Origin of the sequence: Scandinavium sp. UTDF21-P1B (assembly GCF_040750395.1) — a bacterium.
Taxonomy (GTDB): Bacteria; Pseudomonadota; Gammaproteobacteria; order Enterobacterales; family Enterobacteriaceae; genus Scandinavium.
In genome coordinates this window covers 1-17,290 of sequence record NZ_JBFLVD010000007.1, presented here as the reverse complement: position 1 = coordinate 17,290, position 17,290 = coordinate 1, and the positions used below count along the sequence as shown (strand labels likewise).

At 55.6% G+C, this 17,290-nt stretch carries 17 protein-coding genes; 12 read left to right on the top strand and 5 right to left on the bottom strand.

Features of this window, described 5'->3' with window-relative positions:
• Positions 1-53 precede the first annotated feature (53 nt).
• The 12 genes from AB1287_RS03825 to emrB all read left to right on the top strand — a co-directional run bounded on the left by AB1287_RS03825 (position 54) and on the right by emrB (position 13,121).
• Positions 54-485 carry a carboxymuconolactone decarboxylase family protein gene (locus tag AB1287_RS03825; protein ID WP_312627890.1) on the top strand — a complete coding sequence of 144 codons (432 nt, stop codon included), beginning with the start codon at positions 54-56 and terminating at the stop codon, positions 483-485.
• Positions 486-650: 165 nt separating this feature from the next.
• Positions 651-911 (top strand): glutaredoxin-like protein NrdH, encoded by a 261-nt coding sequence (gene nrdH, locus AB1287_RS03820; RefSeq protein WP_312627891.1) that lies wholly within the window; start codon positions 651-653, stop codon positions 909-911.
• Positions 908-1,318: a class Ib ribonucleoside-diphosphate reductase assembly flavoprotein NrdI gene (gene nrdI / locus AB1287_RS03815; RefSeq protein WP_435616991.1), complete on the top strand. Its 411-nt coding sequence runs from the start codon at positions 908-910 to the stop codon at positions 1,316-1,318. The genes nrdH and nrdI overlap by 4 nt, the downstream gene beginning before the upstream one ends.
• On the top strand, positions 1,291-3,435 hold the full coding sequence (gene nrdE, locus AB1287_RS03810) for a class 1b ribonucleoside-diphosphate reductase subunit alpha (protein ID WP_435616990.1): 2,145 nt from the start codon (positions 1,291-1,293) through the stop codon (positions 3,433-3,435). Before nrdI ends, nrdE begins: the two co-directional genes overlap by 28 nt.
• A gap of 10 nt (positions 3,436-3,445) precedes the next feature.
• Complete coding sequence (gene nrdF, locus AB1287_RS03805; protein WP_435616989.1) at positions 3,446-4,408, top strand: class 1b ribonucleoside-diphosphate reductase subunit beta; 963 nt, start codon at positions 3,446-3,448, stop codon at positions 4,406-4,408.
• A gap of 354 nt (positions 4,409-4,762) precedes the next feature.
• Positions 4,763-5,965: a glycine betaine/L-proline ABC transporter ATP-binding protein ProV gene (proV, locus tag AB1287_RS03800; protein ID WP_312627896.1), complete on the top strand. Its 1,203-nt coding sequence runs from the start codon at positions 4,763-4,765 to the stop codon at positions 5,963-5,965.
• Positions 5,958-7,022: a glycine betaine/L-proline ABC transporter permease ProW gene (gene proW / locus AB1287_RS03795; RefSeq protein WP_312627898.1), complete on the top strand. Its 1,065-nt coding sequence runs from the start codon at positions 5,958-5,960 to the stop codon at positions 7,020-7,022. The genes proV and proW overlap by 8 nt, the downstream gene beginning before the upstream one ends.
• 65 nt (positions 7,023-7,087) lie before the next feature.
• A complete protein-coding gene (proX, locus tag AB1287_RS03790) occupies positions 7,088-8,083 on the top strand; it encodes a glycine betaine/L-proline ABC transporter substrate-binding protein ProX (protein WP_435616988.1) in 996 nt (331 codons plus the stop codon).
• 188 nt (positions 8,084-8,271) lie between these two features.
• Entirely contained in the window at positions 8,272-9,456 is a 1,185-nt protein-coding gene (locus tag AB1287_RS03785) for an MFS transporter (protein ID WP_435616987.1), read from the top strand.
• A 270-nt stretch (positions 9,457-9,726) separates the two neighbouring features.
• Entirely contained in the window at positions 9,727-10,257 is a 531-nt protein-coding gene (gene mprA, locus AB1287_RS03780; RefSeq protein WP_097164711.1) for a transcriptional repressor MprA, read from the top strand.
• Between the two features lie 128 nt (positions 10,258-10,385).
• Positions 10,386-11,558 (top strand): multidrug efflux MFS transporter periplasmic adaptor subunit EmrA, encoded by a 1,173-nt coding sequence (gene emrA / locus AB1287_RS03775; RefSeq protein WP_312627902.1) that lies wholly within the window; start codon positions 10,386-10,388, stop codon positions 11,556-11,558.
• 15 nt (positions 11,559-11,573) lie between these two features.
• Complete coding sequence (emrB, locus tag AB1287_RS03770; RefSeq protein ID WP_435616986.1) at positions 11,574-13,121, top strand: multidrug efflux MFS transporter permease subunit EmrB; 1,548 nt, start codon at positions 11,574-11,576, stop codon at positions 13,119-13,121.
• A gap of 110 nt (positions 13,122-13,231) precedes the next feature.
• On the opposite strand, the gene luxS is transcribed toward emrB, so the two are convergent.
• From luxS to AB1287_RS03745, 5 genes are all read right to left on the bottom strand, one after another.
• Positions 13,232-13,747: an S-ribosylhomocysteine lyase gene (luxS, locus tag AB1287_RS03765; RefSeq protein WP_312627906.1), complete on the bottom strand. Its 516-nt coding sequence runs from the start codon at positions 13,745-13,747 to the stop codon at positions 13,232-13,234.
• A gap of 206 nt (positions 13,748-13,953) precedes the next feature.
• Complete coding sequence (gene gshA / locus AB1287_RS03760) at positions 13,954-15,510, bottom strand: glutamate--cysteine ligase (protein WP_435616985.1); 1,557 nt, start codon at positions 15,508-15,510, stop codon at positions 13,954-13,956.
• Positions 15,511-15,588: 78 nt separating this feature from the next.
• The gene (locus AB1287_RS03755; RefSeq protein WP_312627909.1) at positions 15,589-16,017 is read right to left on the bottom strand and encodes a YqaA family protein; all 429 of its coding nucleotides are present in this window, start codon (positions 16,015-16,017) and stop codon (positions 15,589-15,591) included.
• The gene (gene yqaB, locus AB1287_RS03750; RefSeq protein WP_312627921.1) at positions 16,014-16,580 is read right to left on the bottom strand and encodes a fructose-1-phosphate/6-phosphogluconate phosphatase; all 567 of its coding nucleotides are present in this window, start codon (positions 16,578-16,580) and stop codon (positions 16,014-16,016) included. The genes AB1287_RS03755 and yqaB overlap by 4 nt, the downstream gene beginning before the upstream one ends.
• A gap of 120 nt (positions 16,581-16,700) precedes the next feature.
• Positions 16,701-17,015 carry a BON domain-containing protein gene (locus AB1287_RS03745; protein ID WP_312627910.1) on the bottom strand — a complete coding sequence of 105 codons (315 nt, stop codon included), beginning with the start codon at positions 17,013-17,015 and terminating at the stop codon, positions 16,701-16,703.
• Positions 17,016-17,290 lie beyond the last annotated feature (275 nt).

Sequence of the window (17,290 nt, the reverse complement as noted above, 5' to 3'; positions counted from 1 at the left end):
TGTGCAGACCATTATAGTGCCAGAATTTCGTCATCGTTAAGAGGAGAAACCCCATGACCACACTACGTCAGCCTTACTATGAACTCAGCCCGCAGACCTATGCTGCCTTTATTCAGGCGAAAAAAGCGCTGGAGAACTGCGAGCTGGATCTGCCTTTGATTGAGCTGGTATATCTGCGCGTGTCGCAGATCAACGGCTGCGCCTTCTGCCTGGAGATGCACAGCAAAGCGCTGCGCAAGCACGGCATGGATCAGGTGAAACTGGATGCGCTGGCGGGCTGGCGCGTAAGCCATCAATTCAGCGATCGTGAGCGCGCGGCGCTGGCCTGGGCGGAAGATGTGACCGACATTGCCCGCACTCGTGCAGAAGACGCCGTGTATGAGCCCCTGCTGGCGTATTTCAGCGCCGCAGAAATCAGCGATCTGACGTTTGCCATTAGCCTGATGAACGCGTTCAACCGCCTCGCCGTCAGTATGCGGATGTAATTGCAGGCAAAAACCTTCCCCCTCGCTGCGCTCGTCAGCGGGGGTAAATCAATTCAAAATATCTATATATTGTATGGTTGATGTTTAACACAACTACATCTAGTATTCCTTTTGAAGAGACACCCAACGACCGACGCTGATTTTTGCGCCGCCTTGTCATTTTAAATGGAAATACGAATCATGCGCATTACTATTTACACTCGAAACGACTGCGTACAGTGTCATGCGACCAAACGCGCGATGGAATCCCGGGGCTTTGCCTTCGAAATGGTGAACGTTGATCACGATCCCGCCGCCGCCGATACGCTGCGCGCTCAGGGCTTCCGCTCCCTGCCGGTCGTGTTTGCCGGCGAAGAGAGCTGGTCCGGGTTCCGCCCGGACATGATCAATCGCCTGCGCGCTGAGGCCCCCGCGGCGCGCGCATGAGCACCCTCGTCTTTTTCTCCAGTAGCTCCGAAAACACGCTGCGTTTTATCGAGCGTCTGGGGCTGCCGGCGGTGCGTATTCCGCTCAATGAGCGTGAACGCATCCAGGTGAATGAGCCCTTTATTCTGGTGGTGCCGAGCTACGGCGGCGGCGGTACGGCAGGCGCAGTGCCGCGTCAGGTCATCAGATTTTTAAACGATCCGCACAATCGCGCGCTGATTCGCGGCGTGATCGCCTCGGGCAACCGCAACTTCGGCGAGGCCTTTGGCCGGGCGGGAGACATGATTGCGCAGAAATGTGATGTGCCTTACCTCTATCGTTTTGAGCTGATGGGCACCTCGCGTGATATCGACAACGTGCGAAAAGGAGTGAGCGAATTTTGGCAACGACAACCGCAGAACCTGTAACCCACAGCGCCCCGGACTATCATGCGCTGAACGCGATGCTGAACCTGTACGACAAGGCGGGCCGTATTCAGTTTGAAAAAGATGCCGAGGCGGTGCGCGCCTTTATCGAAGGCCACGTCAGGCCGCAAACCCGCACGTTTGCCAATCAGGATGCGAGGCTTGACTGGCTGGTTGCCGAAGGCTATTACGACGCCCGCACCTTCGCCCGTTACGATCGCGTCTTCGTGGTCGATCTCTTTGCCCATGCGCACGCCAGCGGTTTTGAGTTCAAAACGTTCCTCGGCGCATGGAAGTTTTACACCAGCTACACGCTGAAGACATTCGACGCAAAACAGTATCTGGAGCATTTTGAAGATCGCGCCGTGATGGTGGCGTTAAGTCTCGCCCAGGGCGATGAAGCCCTCGCCCGTCATCTGACCGATGAGATTCTCTCCGGGCGCTTCCAGCCTGCCACACCGACGTTCCTGAATGCGGGCAAACAGCAGCGCGGCGAGCTGGTCTCCTGCTTCCTGCTGCGCATTGAAGATAATATGGAGTCCATTGGCCGGGCGGTAAACTCTGCGCTACAGCTGTCCAAACGCGGCGGCGGCGTGGCCTTTTTGCTCTCAAACCTGCGCGAAGCGGGCGCGCCCATCAAGCGCATTGAAAACCAGTCATCGGGCGTCATTCCGGTGATGAAAATGCTCGAAGATGCCTTCTCCTACGCCAACCAGCTTGGCGCGCGTCAGGGCGCAGGGGCCGTCTATTTACATGCGCACCATCCGGATATTCTCCGTTTTCTCGACACCAAACGCGAAAACGCTGACGAAAAAATTCGCATTAAGACGCTGTCGCTTGGCGTCGTGATCCCGGACGTGACATTCCGGTTAGCCAAAGACAACGCGCAGATGGCGCTGTTTTCCCCGTATGACGTGGAACGTCTGTACGGCAAGCCGTTTGGCGATATCGCGGTCAGTGAAATGTATGAAGATCTGCTGGCCGACGAGCGCGTGCGCAAAACGTTTATCAACGCCCGCGACTTTTTCCAGCGGCTGGCCGAGATTCAGTTCGAGTCCGGCTACCCGTACATCATGTATGAAGACACCGTGAATCGTGCAAACCCGATTGCCGGGCGCATTAACATGAGCAACCTCTGCTCAGAGATTTTGCAGGTTAACAGCGCCTCCACCTTCGATGAAAACCTCGATTACGCCACCACCGGGCATGACATCTCCTGCAACCTGGGCTCGCTGAACATTGCCCTGGCGATGGATTCACCGGATTTCGGGCAGACGGTGGAAACCGCTATTCGCGGCCTGACGGCAGTTTCAGATATGAGCCATATTCGCTCCGTGCCGTCGGTTGAAGCGGGCAATGCGGCCTCGCACGCCATTGGTCTTGGGCAGATGAACCTGCACGGTTATCTGGCACGTGAAGGAATCGCTTACGGCAGCAAAGAAGGACTCGATTTCACCAATCTCTACTTTTACACCGTGACCTGGCATGCGCTGAATACGTCGATGAGGCTCGCTCGTGAGCGCAAGCAGCGCTTCGCCGGGTTTGCACAGTCGCGCTACGCCAGCGGGGAGTATTTCCGTCAGTATCTGGAAAATGACTGGCAGCCGAAAACGGAGAAGGTCCGCGCGCTTTTTGCCAATGCGGGCATCGCTCTTCCCACGCGCGAAATGTGGCAGCAGTTGCAAAGCGACGTGATGGAGCACGGTATCTATAACCAGAATTTGCAGGCGGTACCGCCAACTGGCTCCATTTCTTACATCAATCACGCAACGTCGAGCATTCACCCGATCGTGTCGAAAATTGAGATCCGCAAAGAGGGCAAAACCGGCCGCGTTTACTATCCGGCGCCGTTTATGACCAACGACAACCTGGCGCTGTATCAGGATGCCTACGAGATCGGCCCGGAGAAAATCATCGACACCTACGCAGAAGCGACTAAGCACGTCGATCAGGGGCTGTCCCTGACGCTGTTTTTCCCCGATACCGCCACCACCCGCGACATCAATAAAGCGCAGATTTACGCGTGGAAGAAAGGTATCAAGACGCTCTACTACATTCGCCTGCGCCAGCTCGCGCTGGAAGGCACCGAAATCGAAGGCTGCGTGTCCTGCGCGCTGTGAGGAGAAAAGGATGAACCGTTTATCACGAGTCAGCGCCGTTAACTGGAACAAGATTGAGGACGACAAAGATCTGGAGGTCTGGAACCGCTTAACCAGCAACTTCTGGCTACCGGAAAAGGTGCCGCTGTCGAACGACATTCCGGCGTGGCAGTCGCTAAGCCCGGAGGAGCAACAGCTGACCATCCGCGTGTTTACCGGGCTGACGCTGCTCGACACCATTCAGAACACCGTCGGCGCCCCGGCGCTGATGGCGGATTCGCTGACGCCCCATGAAGAAGCGGTCATGTCGAACATCAGCTTTATGGAAGCGGTCCACGCCCGCTCCTACAGCTCGATTTTCTCGACGCTCTGCCAGACCAAAGACGTGGATGCCGCCTATGCCTGGAGTGAAGAAAACCCGCCGCTTCAACGTAAAGCTGCGCTGATGCTCGAACAGTACGCCGCCGATGCGCCGCTGAAGAAGAAAATCGCCAGCGTGTTTCTGGAATCGTTCCTGTTCTATTCCGGCTTCTGGCTGCCGATGTACTTCTCCAGCCGGGGCAAACTCACCAACACTGCGGATCTTATCCGCCTTATCATTCGTGATGAGGCGGTACACGGGTACTACATCGGCTATAAATTCCAGAAAGGGCTGGAGCGCGTCAGCATGGTTGAGCGTGAGGCACTGAAAAACTTTGCCCTCGATCTGCTGATGGATTTATACGACAACGAACTCGCCTATACCGAAGCGCTTTATGCAGGAACGGGCTGGGAAGACGATGTGAAAGCCTTCCTGTGCTACAACGCCAACAAGGCGCTGATGAATCTTGGTTACGAAGCGCTTTTCCCGCCGGAGATGGCGGAAGTGAACCCGGCCATTCTTTCGGCACTCTCACCTAACGCCGATGAGAACCACGATTTCTTCTCCGGTTCAGGTTCCTCTTACGTGATGGGCAAGGCGGTGGAAACCGAGGACGAAGACTGGAGTTTCTGATCTTTTTCGCGGAGGAAATATATCCTTATTTCCTTCGCGGATATTCCTTCCTGATGCCCATCATTTCACACCAAATATTATTTTCAGTGATTTCGATAATTTCATCACTCCAGTCAGGTGAATCCACCTGATTCAACTCAATTTCCGCTTCGCTGACAAAAAATATCTCTGTTTTTTTGCCTGTGCCCAGCCCTTATATCATGGGAGGCTCAGCGTAATTGACTGCATGAAATGCCTGTCTCAGCAGAGCATTAAGGGTTGCCCCAGAATCTGAGTATGTTAGGGTATGGCCAGTCAATTATTTTCATCAGGTAGCATATCGACATAATCAAATAACAGGAATTTGTTTATTGCATGGCAATTAAATTAGAAGTTAAAAATCTTTATAAGATATTTGGCGAGCACCCACAGCGTGCATTCAAATATATCGAGAAAGGGCATTCCAAAGAACATATTCTGGAAAAGACCGGGCTGTCACTTGGCGTTATTGACGCCAGTCTGGCCATTGAAGAAGGCGAGATTTTTGTCATCATGGGGTTATCCGGTTCAGGAAAATCCACCCTGGTACGCCTTCTCAATCGCCTGATTGAACCCACCCGCGGGCAGGTACTTATCGACGGCATCGATATTGCCAAAATATCCGATGCCGAACTTCGTGAAGTGCGTCGTAAGAAAATTGCGATGGTCTTCCAGTCATTTGCGCTGATGCCTCACATGAACGTGCTGGATAATACTGCTTTCGGTATGGAATTAGCGGGTATTGCTCCGGCAGAACGGCAGGAAAAAGCACTCGACGCGCTGCGTCAGGTAGGACTGGAAAATTATGCTCAGGCTTATCCGGATGAATTATCCGGCGGGATGCGCCAGCGCGTCGGGCTTGCCCGTGCATTAGCCATTAACCCGGATATTTTATTAATGGATGAAGCCTTCTCTGCACTCGATCCTTTAATTCGTACCGAGATGCAGGATGAGCTGGTGAAATTACAGTCGCGTCAACAGCGTACCGTTGTTTTTATTTCCCACGATCTCGACGAAGCGATGCGCATCGGCGATCGGATTGCCATTATGCAGAATGGCGAAGTGGTACAGGTCGGTACGCCGGATGAAATTCTGAATAACCCGGCGAATGATTACGTACGCACGTTCTTCCGTGGCGTGGATATCAGCCAGGTGTTCAGCGCTAAAGATATCGCACGCCGGGCACCGAAGGGGCTGCTGCGCAAAACCCCCGGTTTTGGCCCCCGCTCTGCGCTTAAGCTGCTGCAGGATGAAGACCGCGAATACGGTTACGTCATTGAGCGTGGAAATAAGTTTGTCGGTATTGTCTCCATTGATTCCCTGAAGGTCGCGCTGGCCGAAGGTCAGGGCATTGACGCCGCGCTGCTTGACGCACCGCAAAGCGTGGATGCGCAGACCGCGCTCAGCGAGCTGCTCTCGCATGTCGGCCAGGCGTCCTGCGCCGTGCCGGTCATCGACGAAGCACAACAGTACGTCGGCATCATTTCCAAAAGCATGCTGCTTCAGGCTTTAGACAGGGAGACCACCATCAATGGCTGATCAATCAAACCCGTGGGCCAGCGCGCCCGCCACAGACAGCGCTGCACAGTCGGCTGACGCATGGGGAACACCGGCGTCAGCGCCCACCACCAGCGGCGGAGCCGACTGGCTGAACAGCGCCCCGGCACCCAAGCCGGAGCATTTTGACATTCTCGATCCGTTCCACAAGACGCTGATCCCGCTCGACAGCTGGGTGACGCATGGGATCGACTGGGTAGTACTGCACTTCCGCCCGGTGTTCCAGGGTATTCGCATTCCGGTGGACTACATTCTGGGTGGTTTCCAGCAGTTGCTGCTGGGGATGCCTGCGCCCGTGGCGATTGCGGTATTTGCACTGATTGCCTGGCAGATCGGCGGCGCGGGTATGGGCATTGCCTCGCTGATTTCACTGATCCTGATCGGTGCGATTGGCGCGTGGTCTCAGGCGATGGTGACGCTGGCGCTGGTGCTGACCGCTCTGCTGTTCTGCGTGGTCATCGGCCTGCCGCTCGGTATCTGGCTGGCGCGCAGCCCGCGGGCATCGAAGATTATCCGCCCGCTGCTGGATGCCATGCAGACGACGCCTGCGTTCGTCTATCTGGTACCGATTGTGATGCTGTTTGGTATCGGCAACGTGCCGGGCGTGGTGGTAACGATCATCTTCGCGCTACCGCCAGTCGTGCGCCTGACGATCCTCGGCATTAACCAGGTGCCAGCCGATCTTATCGAAGCATCACGCTCGTTCGGTGCCAGCCCTCGCCAGATGCTGTTCAAAGTTCAGCTCCCGCTGGCGATGCCAACCATTATGGCAGGCGTGAACCAGACGCTGATGCTGGCGCTCTCGATGGTGGTTATTGCCTCGATGATCGCCGTAGGCGGCCTCGGCCAGATGGTGCTGCGCGGGATTGGCCGTCTTGATATGGGCCTTGCGAGCGTCGGCGGTGTAGGTATCGTGATCCTCGCCATTATTCTTGACCGCCTGACTCAGGCCGTCGGGCAGGATTCCCGTAGCCGCGGCAACCGCCGCTGGTACACCACGGGCCCGTTGGGTTTATTAACCCGCCCTTTCGTTAAATAATTTCCCTCTGCCCGGCGGCACCAGGCTTGCCGGGCCTACAAAACCTCTCAAATAAAGGAACAACGATGCGACATCGCGTACTTTTTGCCACAGCGTTTGCCACCCTTGTCTCCACCAGCGCAATCGCTGCTGACCTGCCGGGCAAAGGCATTTCTGTGCAGCCAGTCCAGAGCACCATTTCTGAAGAAACCTTCCAGACGCTGCTGGTCAGCCGCGCGCTGGAGAAACTCGGGTATACCGTCAACAAACCCAGTGAAGTCGATTACAACGTCGGCTACACCTCGATCGCCTCCGGCGATGCGACATTCACCGCCGTGAACTGGCAGCCGCTGCACGACGATATGTACTCTGCTGCGGGCGGCGATAAGAAATTTTACCGGGAAGGCGTATTCGTCACCGGTGCGGCGCAGGGCTATCTGATCGACAAGAAAACTGCCGAGCAGTATCACATTACGAAAATCGATCAGCTGAAAGATCCGAAGATCGCTAAGCTGTTCGACACCAACGGTGACGGCAAAGCAGACCTGACGGGCTGTACGCCGGGCTGGGGCTGCGAAGCGGTGATTAATCACCAGATTGACGCGTACGGCCTGGGCAAGACGGTGGTTCACAATCAGGGGAACTACGCGGCAATGATGGCCGATACCATCACCCGCTATAAAGAAGGCAAACCGGTGCTCTATTACACCTGGACGCCGTACTGGGTGAGCGACGTGCTGAAGCCAGGTAAAGATGTCGTCTGGCTGCAGGTGCCGTTCTCCTCAATGCCAGGCGAGCAGAAAGATATCGACACTAAGCTGCCGAACGGCGCCAACTATGGTTTCCCGGTGAACACCATGCATATCGTTGCCAACAAAGCCTGGGCGGAGAAAAACCCGGCGGCAGCGAAGCTGTTCTCGCTGATGAAGCTGCCGATTGCGGATATCAACGCCGAGAACGCGATGATGCATGAAGGTCACGCCTCCGAGGCCGACATTCAGGGCCACGTCGACGGCTGGATCGCAGCCCACCAGGCACAGTTTGATGGCTGGATAAAAGACGCGCTGGCGGCGCAGAAGTAAATCTGGATTGACTGTAGGCCGGATAAGGCGTCAGCCGCCATCCGGCTTTTATTGCCCGGTGGCGCTACGCTTACCGGGCCTGGCTTCCCCATGAAAGGGCCCTACACGCTACGCAATCATTCCCCCGCCCCCCCATTTGCCGCTATCATTCATCCCTGACAAATAATCACCCGATGAACGATCTGCACATGACTCAAAAATCCCATGAACTCAGCCCTGCGTTGATTGCATTGATGTCGGTGGCAACCGGCCTTGTTGTTGCCAGCAACTATTACGCCCAGCCGCTGCTGGAAACCATCGCCCGCGCGTTTACCATTAGCGCCGGCCAGGCCGGATTTATCGTCACCGCCGCGCAGCTTGGCTATGCCTTCGGGCTGCTGTTCCTCGTGCCGCTCGGCGATATGTTCGAACGTCGGGCGCTGATCGTCAGCATGACGCTGCTTGCCGCAGGCGGAATGCTGATCACCGTCACCAGCCATTCGCTCAGCATGATGATTGTCGGGACCGCGCTTACCGGGCTATTTTCGGTAGTGGCGCAAATTCTGGTACCGCTGGCCGCTACGCTTGCCAGCCCGAATCAGCGCGGCAAAGTGGTCGGCACTATCATGAGCGGACTTCTGCTCGGCATTCTTCTCGCCCGTACGGTCTCCGGGCTGCTGGCCTCGCTCGGCGGCTGGCGCACCGTTTACTGGGTCGCCTCGGTTCTGATGGCGCTGATGGCGCTTGCCCTGTGGCGCTGGCTGCCGAAAGTGAAGCACGAAACGCATCTGAACTACCCACAGCTGCTGGGCTCGATATTCAGCCTCTTCGCTCGCGATAAGCTGCTGCGTACCCGCGCGCTGCTCGGCTGTCTGACGTTTGCCAACTTCAGCATTCTCTGGACGTCAATGGCCTTTTTGCTGGCAGGCGCGCCTTTCCACTTTTCCGAAGCGATGATTGGCCTGTTCGGCCTGGCGGGCGCGGCTGGCGCGCTGGGCGCGCGTCCGGCGGGCGGCCTGGTTGATAAAGGCAAATCGCACCTCACCACAACGGTAGGCCTGACGCTACTGCTGCTCTCCTGGGTGGCTATCTGGTTTGGGCATATCGCGGTGCTGCCGCTGATTGTCGGCATCCTGATTCTGGATCTGACGGTGCAGGGCGTTCACATCACCAACCAGACGGTCATCTACCGCGTGCTGCCGGAAGCGCGTAACCGCTTAACCGCCGGGTACATGACCAGCTACTTCATCGGCGGCGCGGCCGGTTCGCTTCTCTCCGCCTATGCCTGGCAGCACTGGAACTGGACCGGAGTCTGCGTCGCCGGAGCCACAATGGCAGCACTCAACCTGCTGGTCTGGTGGGCAGGATTCCACCGCCAGGAGGCCGCTGTCTGAAAAGGCTATGCATTCAGGGCCTTATTGCGGCTTTGGGGTATAAAGACCTCCCCTTGTCTGATAAGGTTATCTACCTGATTAGCCGGGCAACAGTTTCAGAGCTAAACCATTCCCTCTCGCATTGAGATCTCCCGGAAGCTGGCAGCGCACGCGTTGCCAGCGGCATTTTTAAATTTAATCCTCCCCCACATCAATTCGGAGAATTAATTCATTTACATTATTTGTCACTGTCGTTACTATATCGACTGTAATTAATGAGGTCATGCCCAAATGGATAGTTCGTTTACCCCCATTGAACAAATGCTAAAATTTCGCGCCAGCCGCCACGAGGACTTTCCGTATCAGGAGATCCTGCTGACCCGCCTGTGCATGCACATGCAGGGCAAGCTGCTGGAAAACCGCAATAAGATGCTGAAAGCTCAGGGGATTAATGAGACGTTATTTATGGCGCTCATCACGCTGGAGTCTCAGGAGAATCACAGTATTCAGCCATCTGAACTGAGCTGCGCGCTGGGATCTTCCCGTACGAACGCCACCCGTATCGCCGATGAGCTGGAAAAACGCGGCTGGATTGAGCGCCGTGAAAGCGACAACGACCGTCGCTGCCTGCATCTGCAACTCACCGAGAAAGGTCATCAGTTCCTGCGCGAGGTGTTACCGCCGCAGCACAACTGCCTGCACCAGCTCTGGTCTTCGTTAAGCGTTACCGAAAAAGAAAGCCTTGAGCAGATCACCCGCAAGCTTTTGACCCGTCTTGATCAGATGGACGAAGATGGCGTGGTACTGGATGCGCTGCGCTAAGGCAGTGAATCGCTCAACATCCTGATTTAAGAAAAATAAAACCGACAGGCCAGCAGCGCAAACTGCTGGCCTTTCTGACAAACAGGTCGGCTCAGCCGATGTGACATAATAAGATCGTGGAGAAAAACATGAGCGCGAATGCGGAGACTCAAACCCCGCAGCAACCGGCCAGCAAAAAAGGCAAACGTAAAGGTGCCCTTCTGCTGCTGACTTTGCTCTTTATTTTTATTGCCGTGGCATATGGGATTTATTGGTTTTTAGTACTGCGTCATTATGAAGATACCGATGACGCCTACGTGGCGGGAAACCAAGTACAAATTATGGCTCAGGTGTCGGGCAGCGTGACGAAAGTCTGGGCCGATAACACTGACTTTATTCAGAAAGGCGATGTGCTGGTCACTCTCGATCAGACCGATGCGCAGCAGGCGTTTGAAAAAGCGCAGACGGCGCTGGCATCAAGCGTGCGTCAGACCCGCCAGCTGATGATCAACAGCAAACAGCTGCAGGCAAGCATCGACGTCAAAAAAACCGCGCTCGACCAGGCACAGACCGACCTCAATCGTCGTATCCCACTGGGCGCGGCCAACCTGATTGGTCGTGAAGAGCTGCAACACGCCCGCGACGCAGTCGCCAGCGCACAGGCGCAGCTGAACGTAGCCGTGCAGCAGTACAACGCCAACCAGGCGATGGTGCTGGGCACGAAGCTGGAAGATCAGCCTGCCGTTCAGCAGGCCGCGACGGAAGTCCGTAACGCCTGGCTTGCCCTGCAGCGTACCAAAATCGTCAGCCCGATGACCGGCTACGTCTCCCGCCGTTCCGTACAGCCTGGCGCGCAAATTAGCCCGACCACACCGCTGATGGCAGTCGTTCCGGCGACTAATCTGTGGGTGGATGCTAACTTCAAAGAGACCCAGCTGGCGCATATGCGCATCGGCCAGAAAGCGACGATTGTCAGCGACATCTACGGCGACGACGTGAAGTACACCGGGAAAGTGGTCGGCCTCGATATGGGGACCGGCAGCGCGTTCTCTCTGCTCCCTGCCCAAAACGCCACCGGCAACTGGATCAAAGTGGTTCAGCGTCTGCCTGTACGTATTGAGCTGGATGAGAAACAGCTCGCCGACCATCCGCTGCGCATCGGTCTGTCAACGCTGGTCAAAGTGGACACCTCTGACCGCGGCGGTGAAATGCTGGCCAATCAGGTACGTAACAGCCCGGCTTACGAAAGTAACGCCCGCGAGATCAACCTCGATCCGGTGAACAAACTGATTGACGATATCGTGCAGGCTAACGCCGACTAATCAGGGGTGAGCGTAATGCAACAGCAACAACCGCAGAAGCCGCTGGAGGGCGCGCAGCTGGTCATTATGACCATCGCGCTGTCCCTGGCGACGTTTATGCAGGTGCTGGACTCGACGATCGCCAACGTCGCTATCCCGACGATTGCCGGTAACCTGGGCTCATCCCTGAGCCAGGGAACGTGGGTAATCACCTCGTTCGGGGTGGCGAACGCCATTTCGATTCCAATTACCGGCTGGCTTGCCAAGCGCGTGGGTGAGGTAAAGCTCTTTACCTGGTCCACGATTGCCTTCGCCATCGCCTCCTGGGCGTGCGGCGTCTCCAGCAGCCTGACGATGCTGATTTTCTTCCGCGTCATTCAGGGGATTGTCGCCGGGCCGCTGATCCCGCTGTCGCAGAGCCTGTTGTTGAACAACTATCCGCCAGCCAAACGTGCCATAGCGCTGGCGCTGTGGTCGATGACGGTGATCGTCGCACCGATTTGTGGCCCGATCCTCGGCGGCTACATCAGCGACAACTATCACTGGGGCTGGATCTTCTTCATCAACGTTCCCATTGGTGCACTGGTGGTGATGCTGACCCTGCAAAGCCTGCGTGGCCGGGAAACCCGCACCGAACAGCGCCGCATTGACGGCGTTGGTCTGGCGCTGCTGGTGATCGGTATCGGTAGCCTGCAGGTGATGCTCGACCGCGGGAAAGAGCTCGACTGGTTTAACTCCACTGAGGTGGTGGTCCTGACGATCGTGGCGGTGGTTGCCATCAGCTTCCTGATTGTCTGGGAGCTGACGGACGATAACCCGATAGTCGACCTGTCGCTCTTTAAGTCGCGAAACTTCACTATCGGCTGCCTGTGTATCAGCCTTGCCTACATGCTTTACTTCGGCGCGATCGTTCTGCTGCCGCAGCTGCTCCAGGAGGTTTATGGCTACACGGCCACCTGGGCGGGTCTTGCCTCTGCACCGGTGGGCCTGCTGCCGGTAGTGCTGTCGCCGATCATCGGTCGCTTTGCGCATAAGCTCGATATGCGCCGTCTGGTGACGTTCAGCTTCATTATGTACGCGGTATGTTTCTACTGGCGTGCCTACACCTTCGAACCGGGGATGGACTTTGGTGCGTCGGCGTGGCCGCAGTTTATTCAGGGCTTTGCGGTGGCATGCTTCTTTATGCCATTAACCACCATTACGCTTTCAGGCTTACCGCCGGAACGAATGGCCGCAGCATCGAGCCTCTCAAACTTTACCCGTACGCTTGCTGGCTCCATCGGGACGTCGATTACAACGACGATGTGGACGAACCGCGAAGCGATGCACCACGCGCAGCTCACCGAATCGGTTACGCCATATAACCCGAACGCTCAGCAGATGTACGATCAGCTGCAGGGTCTGGGGATGACGCAGCAGCAGGCCTCCGGCTGGCTGGCGCAGCAGATAACTAACCAGGGTCTGATTATCTCGGCGAACGAGATCTTCTGGATGTCTGCGGGGATCTTTATTGTGCTGCTGGGGCTTATCTGGCTTGCCAAACCACCGTTTGGTGCGGGCGGCGGGGGCGGAGGCGCTCACTGACAAAAAAGCCAGTTCATCGCGAACTGGCTTTTTTATTTGTTGCCGGGTGGCGCTTCGCTTATCCGGCCTACCGAAACCGTAGGCCTGGCAAACAAAGTACCGCCGGGTGGCTAGATATGGAGCTCTTGCAGCTTCTCTTTCGGCAGCGCCAGCTCGTCGTTGCTGTTGACGCGAACGCCGCGATCGATAATGTGACGGGCGATCTCCTGAGCTTCTTCCAGCGAGTGCATAGTGTATGTCCCGCACTGGTAGACGTTCAGTTCCGGGATCTGGTTCTGCTCTTTCACCTTCAGCACGTCCGCCATCGCCGCTTTCCATGCTTCCGCAACGCGGCTTTCGTCTGGCGTACCGATCAGGCTCATGTAGAACCCGGTGCGGCAGCCCATTGGGGAAATGTCGATGATCTCCACGCCGTTACCGTTCAGGTGATCGCGCATAAAGCCTGCGAACAAGTGTTCCAGGGTGTGAATACCGCGCTCTGGCATTACTTCCTTGTTCGGTACGCAGAAGCGCAGATCGAATACGGTGATTTCATCACCGTGCGGCGTGTGCATGGTTTTGGCGACGCGAACTGCAGGCGCTTCCATTCGGGTATGGTCGACAGTGAAGCTATCTAATAACGGCATTTTGTCTCCTCCGAACTCTTCGCTTCCTCTTGTGCCATCAGGGCCGCGAGGAAAAAACGCTGAAGAGTGTGATTTTTTTTAAAATAAACTGAACTCTTTGTTCCCGGGCGAGTCTGAGTATATGAAAGACGCGCATTTGTTATCATCATCCCTGTATTTCAGAGATGAAAGTTTGGCCACATTGATTGTGGCCTTTTTCTTTTCTGTCAGGCGTGACGCGCAACCAGTTCAGAGAACGGCTCGGTGTCTGATGCCTCAATCTGGCGCTGACGAGCCCATGAAGCTTCCCGCTCTGCTTCAAAATCCGCTTCGCTTAAAATCTCCAGTGGTTCCTCGCGCAGCATCGTCCGGTACTGCTCACCCAGCGCTTTGCCGGTACCGCCAATGCCAGTATCAAGCATAGAACGCAAAATACGGGCAGAGAAAGTTAATTCCGGATTATCAAAGCTTGCGACTAATTCATTGCACACCTTCTGATACGCTTCCCCGCCTTCAATGCTGTCCAGCGTTTGCGCCACACGCCGCAGATCCGCAAACAGATCCTTACCGACTTTTGCCAGTGGGAACTGCGCAGTTTCACAGCCTATGCCCAGCGTCAGGCCCGGCTTGCGTCCTTCCAGAATCACGCGATTCCAGTTGGTACGGGTACAGAGTAACTCGTCGCTGCTCATCTCCGGCGCATCCGCCAGCACGCACCAGACCATGAACAGATCGAGGAAGCGAACCTGCTGCTCGTCAACGCCAGTCGGTGAGAACGGGTTAATGTCGAGCGAGCGCACTTCGATATACTCAATGCCGCCGCGCAGAAGCGCGTCCGATGGCGTTTCACCGCTGCGGGTCACGCGTTTCGGACGAATCGGTGCGTACAGCTCATTCTCAATCTGCAGAATGTTGCTGTTGATTTGCAGATACTTACCATCTTTCTCAAGGCCGATTTTCGCGTACTCTTCCGACGGCGTTTTGATCGCCCGCTTCAATCCTGCCACATATTCGTGCAGATCGTTAAACGTAATACCGAGATTGCTTTGCGACTTATTGGTATAACCCAGGTCGCTTAAGCGCAGCGACGTCGCGTAGGGCAGGTAGTACATCCCGCCTTCGGTCTCCTCAAACGGCAGCGTGGTCGGTTTGCCCTGCAGGAAAGAGGAACAAATCGCCGGAGACGCACCGAACAGATAAGGAATCACCCAACCGAAGCGATAGTAGTTGCGGATAAGGCGGAAATAACCTGCTGAGATCGCCTCTTTACCCTGCTCTTTATCTTCCACGCCGCACTTCGCCTGCCAGAATGCCATCGGCAGCGAGAAGTTATAATGCACGCCAGAGATCGTCTGCATCAGCGCGCCGTAGCGATTTTTCAATCCCTCGCGATAGAGCGTTTTCAGGCGCCCGACGTTTGAGCTGCCGTACTGCGCCAGCTCAATATCCTGGCCCGGCGCAATATAGCAAGGCATGCTGAGCGGCCACATACGCTCGTCACCAATATGACGCGCGGTATAGCGATGCACATCGCGCAGTAACGTCAGCATGTGGTCGATATCGCCGTCTACCGGCGTAATAAACTCCAACAGCGCTTCGGCGAAGTCTGTAGTAATCCATTTATGGGTCAGGGCTGAGCCCAGCGTTTCCGGATGGCCGGTTGTTGCTAATGAGCCATCAGCGTTCACGCGCAGGGTTTCACGCTCAAGACCGCGTTGAATGCCCTGTACTGCCTGAGGATGCTTTTCCAGCCAGGCCAGCGCCTGTGATACGTCCGGGATCAAATTGACCTCCCGCCTGTCGAAATCATTTTATTAAGCATAATTGTCATGGTTGACGAGTAAAGGTCACAATCAGTCCAATTAGTGCCACCACGTCATACCCTGAAGCGTTGCCGCGGCGATGGCCACGTAGCGCAACGCTTTGCCAAGGCATAAGAAAAAAAGCACCGGCCCCCAGGAAAGACGCATCCATCCTGCAAGGACGCAGAGCAAATCGCCGATAACCGGCATCCAGCTCAGTAACAGTGTGGCTGCCCCGTAGCGCCTTAGCCAGCCCACCGCTTTCTCCCGCCAGCGTGAATTATCACGCTGCGGAAATAAACGCCCAAGAATAACGTTAGTTACCCCCCCAAGGCTATTACCCATTGTTGCTATTAATACCAGGAGCCAGGGATGGCTGACGCTCGCCAGCAACATCCCTATCAGCACAACTTCTGAATTGCCGGGGAGCAGCGTGGCGCTGAGAAAGCTGCTGGCAAAAAGGGAGAGGAGCGGCAGCGCATCACTCACAACAACCGTACATCCACAAAATCCATACCTGCGCTTTTTGCAGCCTGAATACCAAATTCAGCATCTTCAAATACCACACAGGTTTCGGGCGCAACACCCATCAGTTCGGCGCACAGCAAAAACGTGTCCGGAGCCGGCTTATGGTGTTTAACATGATCGGCGGCAACGACGGCCGTGAAGTATTGACGAAGGCCCAGATGGTTCAGCAATGCTTCAGCCATCGCGCTTTCGCTCCCTGTGCCAACCGCCATAGGACGACGGCCATGCCACTCTTTTACGACGTCAATCAGCGGCAGAGGACGCACGGTATCAAGCAGCATCGCCTTGACCGCATCCGTTTTTTCACGCGCTAATTGGTGAGGATCGAGCGTGGCCTGGTTCATTTCAATGACCGACTGCGCAATACGCCAGGTTGGTGAGCCATTAAGTGCCGCCATAGCCTGCGCTTCGTAGCGCATGCCGTAACGGCCGAGAACCTCATGCCATGCCTTCAGATGAGTGGGTTCAGTATCAAGGATGGTGCCATCCATGTCGAAAATCAGCCCTGCGTAACGCTCGTACATCATGTCCTCACTCACTGGATATCGAAACGTTATTTTAACGTAAAAAAGTCATCATTGTCGCCGTCAGCTAAAAACAACAAAGGCACCCAAAGGTGCCTTTATGACGTTGAACAAGCGGTTTTATTTCACCTGCATGTCGTTTTCAACGACGCGTACGCCCGTCACGTTACGGGTGATCTCCACCGCACGATTGGCAATTTTCTGCGAAGAGACAAAGCCGCTTAGCTGTACGCGCCCTTTAAAGGTCACCACGCTAATTTCTGAGGATTTCACGTCTTTGTCGCTGAACAGCGCGGATTTCACCTTAGTGGTGATTACGGTGTCGTCGATGTAGCCACCGGTGCTTTCCTTGGTGGAGGATCCCGCACAGCCTGCGAGAGATACGCTAACGATGAGGGCTGCACAGAATGCAGAGACAGCTTTGAACCATTTCATGGATTTCTCTCCTTGCTACCTGAAAACAAAAGAATGACAGATATAAATTAGCCTGGAAGGAGGAAGATGCCAATATGAAACAAGTGGTTGAAAGAAGATCAGGATTTTGGGAACAGCAGAAAGGCAGGTGAGGAGAAGATGGTGCATCCGGGAGGATTACTCGCCGAAGGCTCGCCCTACGGGCCGTTGCTGAAGCAACGTTATCCCCCCTGGTGCTTACTGAGAAAACTGTTTTCTCTGAAGCGCTATCATCGCTGATAGTTAAGGAGAATATG

Excerpts from the sequence above, each read along its gene's own strand:
- AB1287_RS03825 (WP_312627890.1), top strand. The coding sequence starts at position 54 with ATGACCACACTACGTCAGCCTTACTATGAACTCAGCCCGCAGACCTAT.
- nrdH (WP_312627891.1), top strand. The coding sequence starts at position 651 with ATGGAAATACGAATCATGCGCATTACTATTTACACTCGAAACGACTGC.
- nrdI (WP_435616991.1), top strand. The coding sequence starts at position 908 with ATGAGCACCCTCGTCTTTTTCTCCAGTAGCTCCGAAAACACGCTGCGT.
- nrdF (WP_435616989.1), top strand. The coding sequence starts at position 3,446 with ATGAACCGTTTATCACGAGTCAGCGCCGTTAACTGGAACAAGATTGAG.
- proV (WP_312627896.1), top strand. The coding sequence starts at position 4,763 with ATGGCAATTAAATTAGAAGTTAAAAATCTTTATAAGATATTTGGCGAG.
- proW (WP_312627898.1), top strand. The coding sequence starts at position 5,958 with ATGGCTGATCAATCAAACCCGTGGGCCAGCGCGCCCGCCACAGACAGC.
- proX (WP_435616988.1), top strand. The coding sequence starts at position 7,088 with ATGCGACATCGCGTACTTTTTGCCACAGCGTTTGCCACCCTTGTCTCC.
- AB1287_RS03785 (WP_435616987.1), top strand. The coding sequence starts at position 8,272 with ATGACTCAAAAATCCCATGAACTCAGCCCTGCGTTGATTGCATTGATG.
- mprA (WP_097164711.1), top strand. The coding sequence starts at position 9,727 with ATGGATAGTTCGTTTACCCCCATTGAACAAATGCTAAAATTTCGCGCC.
- emrA (WP_312627902.1), top strand. The coding sequence starts at position 10,386 with ATGAGCGCGAATGCGGAGACTCAAACCCCGCAGCAACCGGCCAGCAAA.
- emrB (WP_435616986.1), top strand. The coding sequence starts at position 11,574 with ATGCAACAGCAACAACCGCAGAAGCCGCTGGAGGGCGCGCAGCTGGTC.
- luxS (WP_312627906.1), bottom strand. The coding sequence starts at position 13,747 with ATGCCGTTATTAGATAGCTTCACTGTCGACCATACCCGAATGGAAGCG.
- yqaB (WP_312627921.1), bottom strand. The coding sequence starts at position 16,580 with ATGTACGAGCGTTACGCAGGGCTGATTTTCGACATGGATGGCACCATC.
- AB1287_RS03745 (WP_312627910.1), bottom strand. The coding sequence starts at position 17,015 with ATGAAATGGTTCAAAGCTGTCTCTGCATTCTGTGCAGCCCTCATCGTT.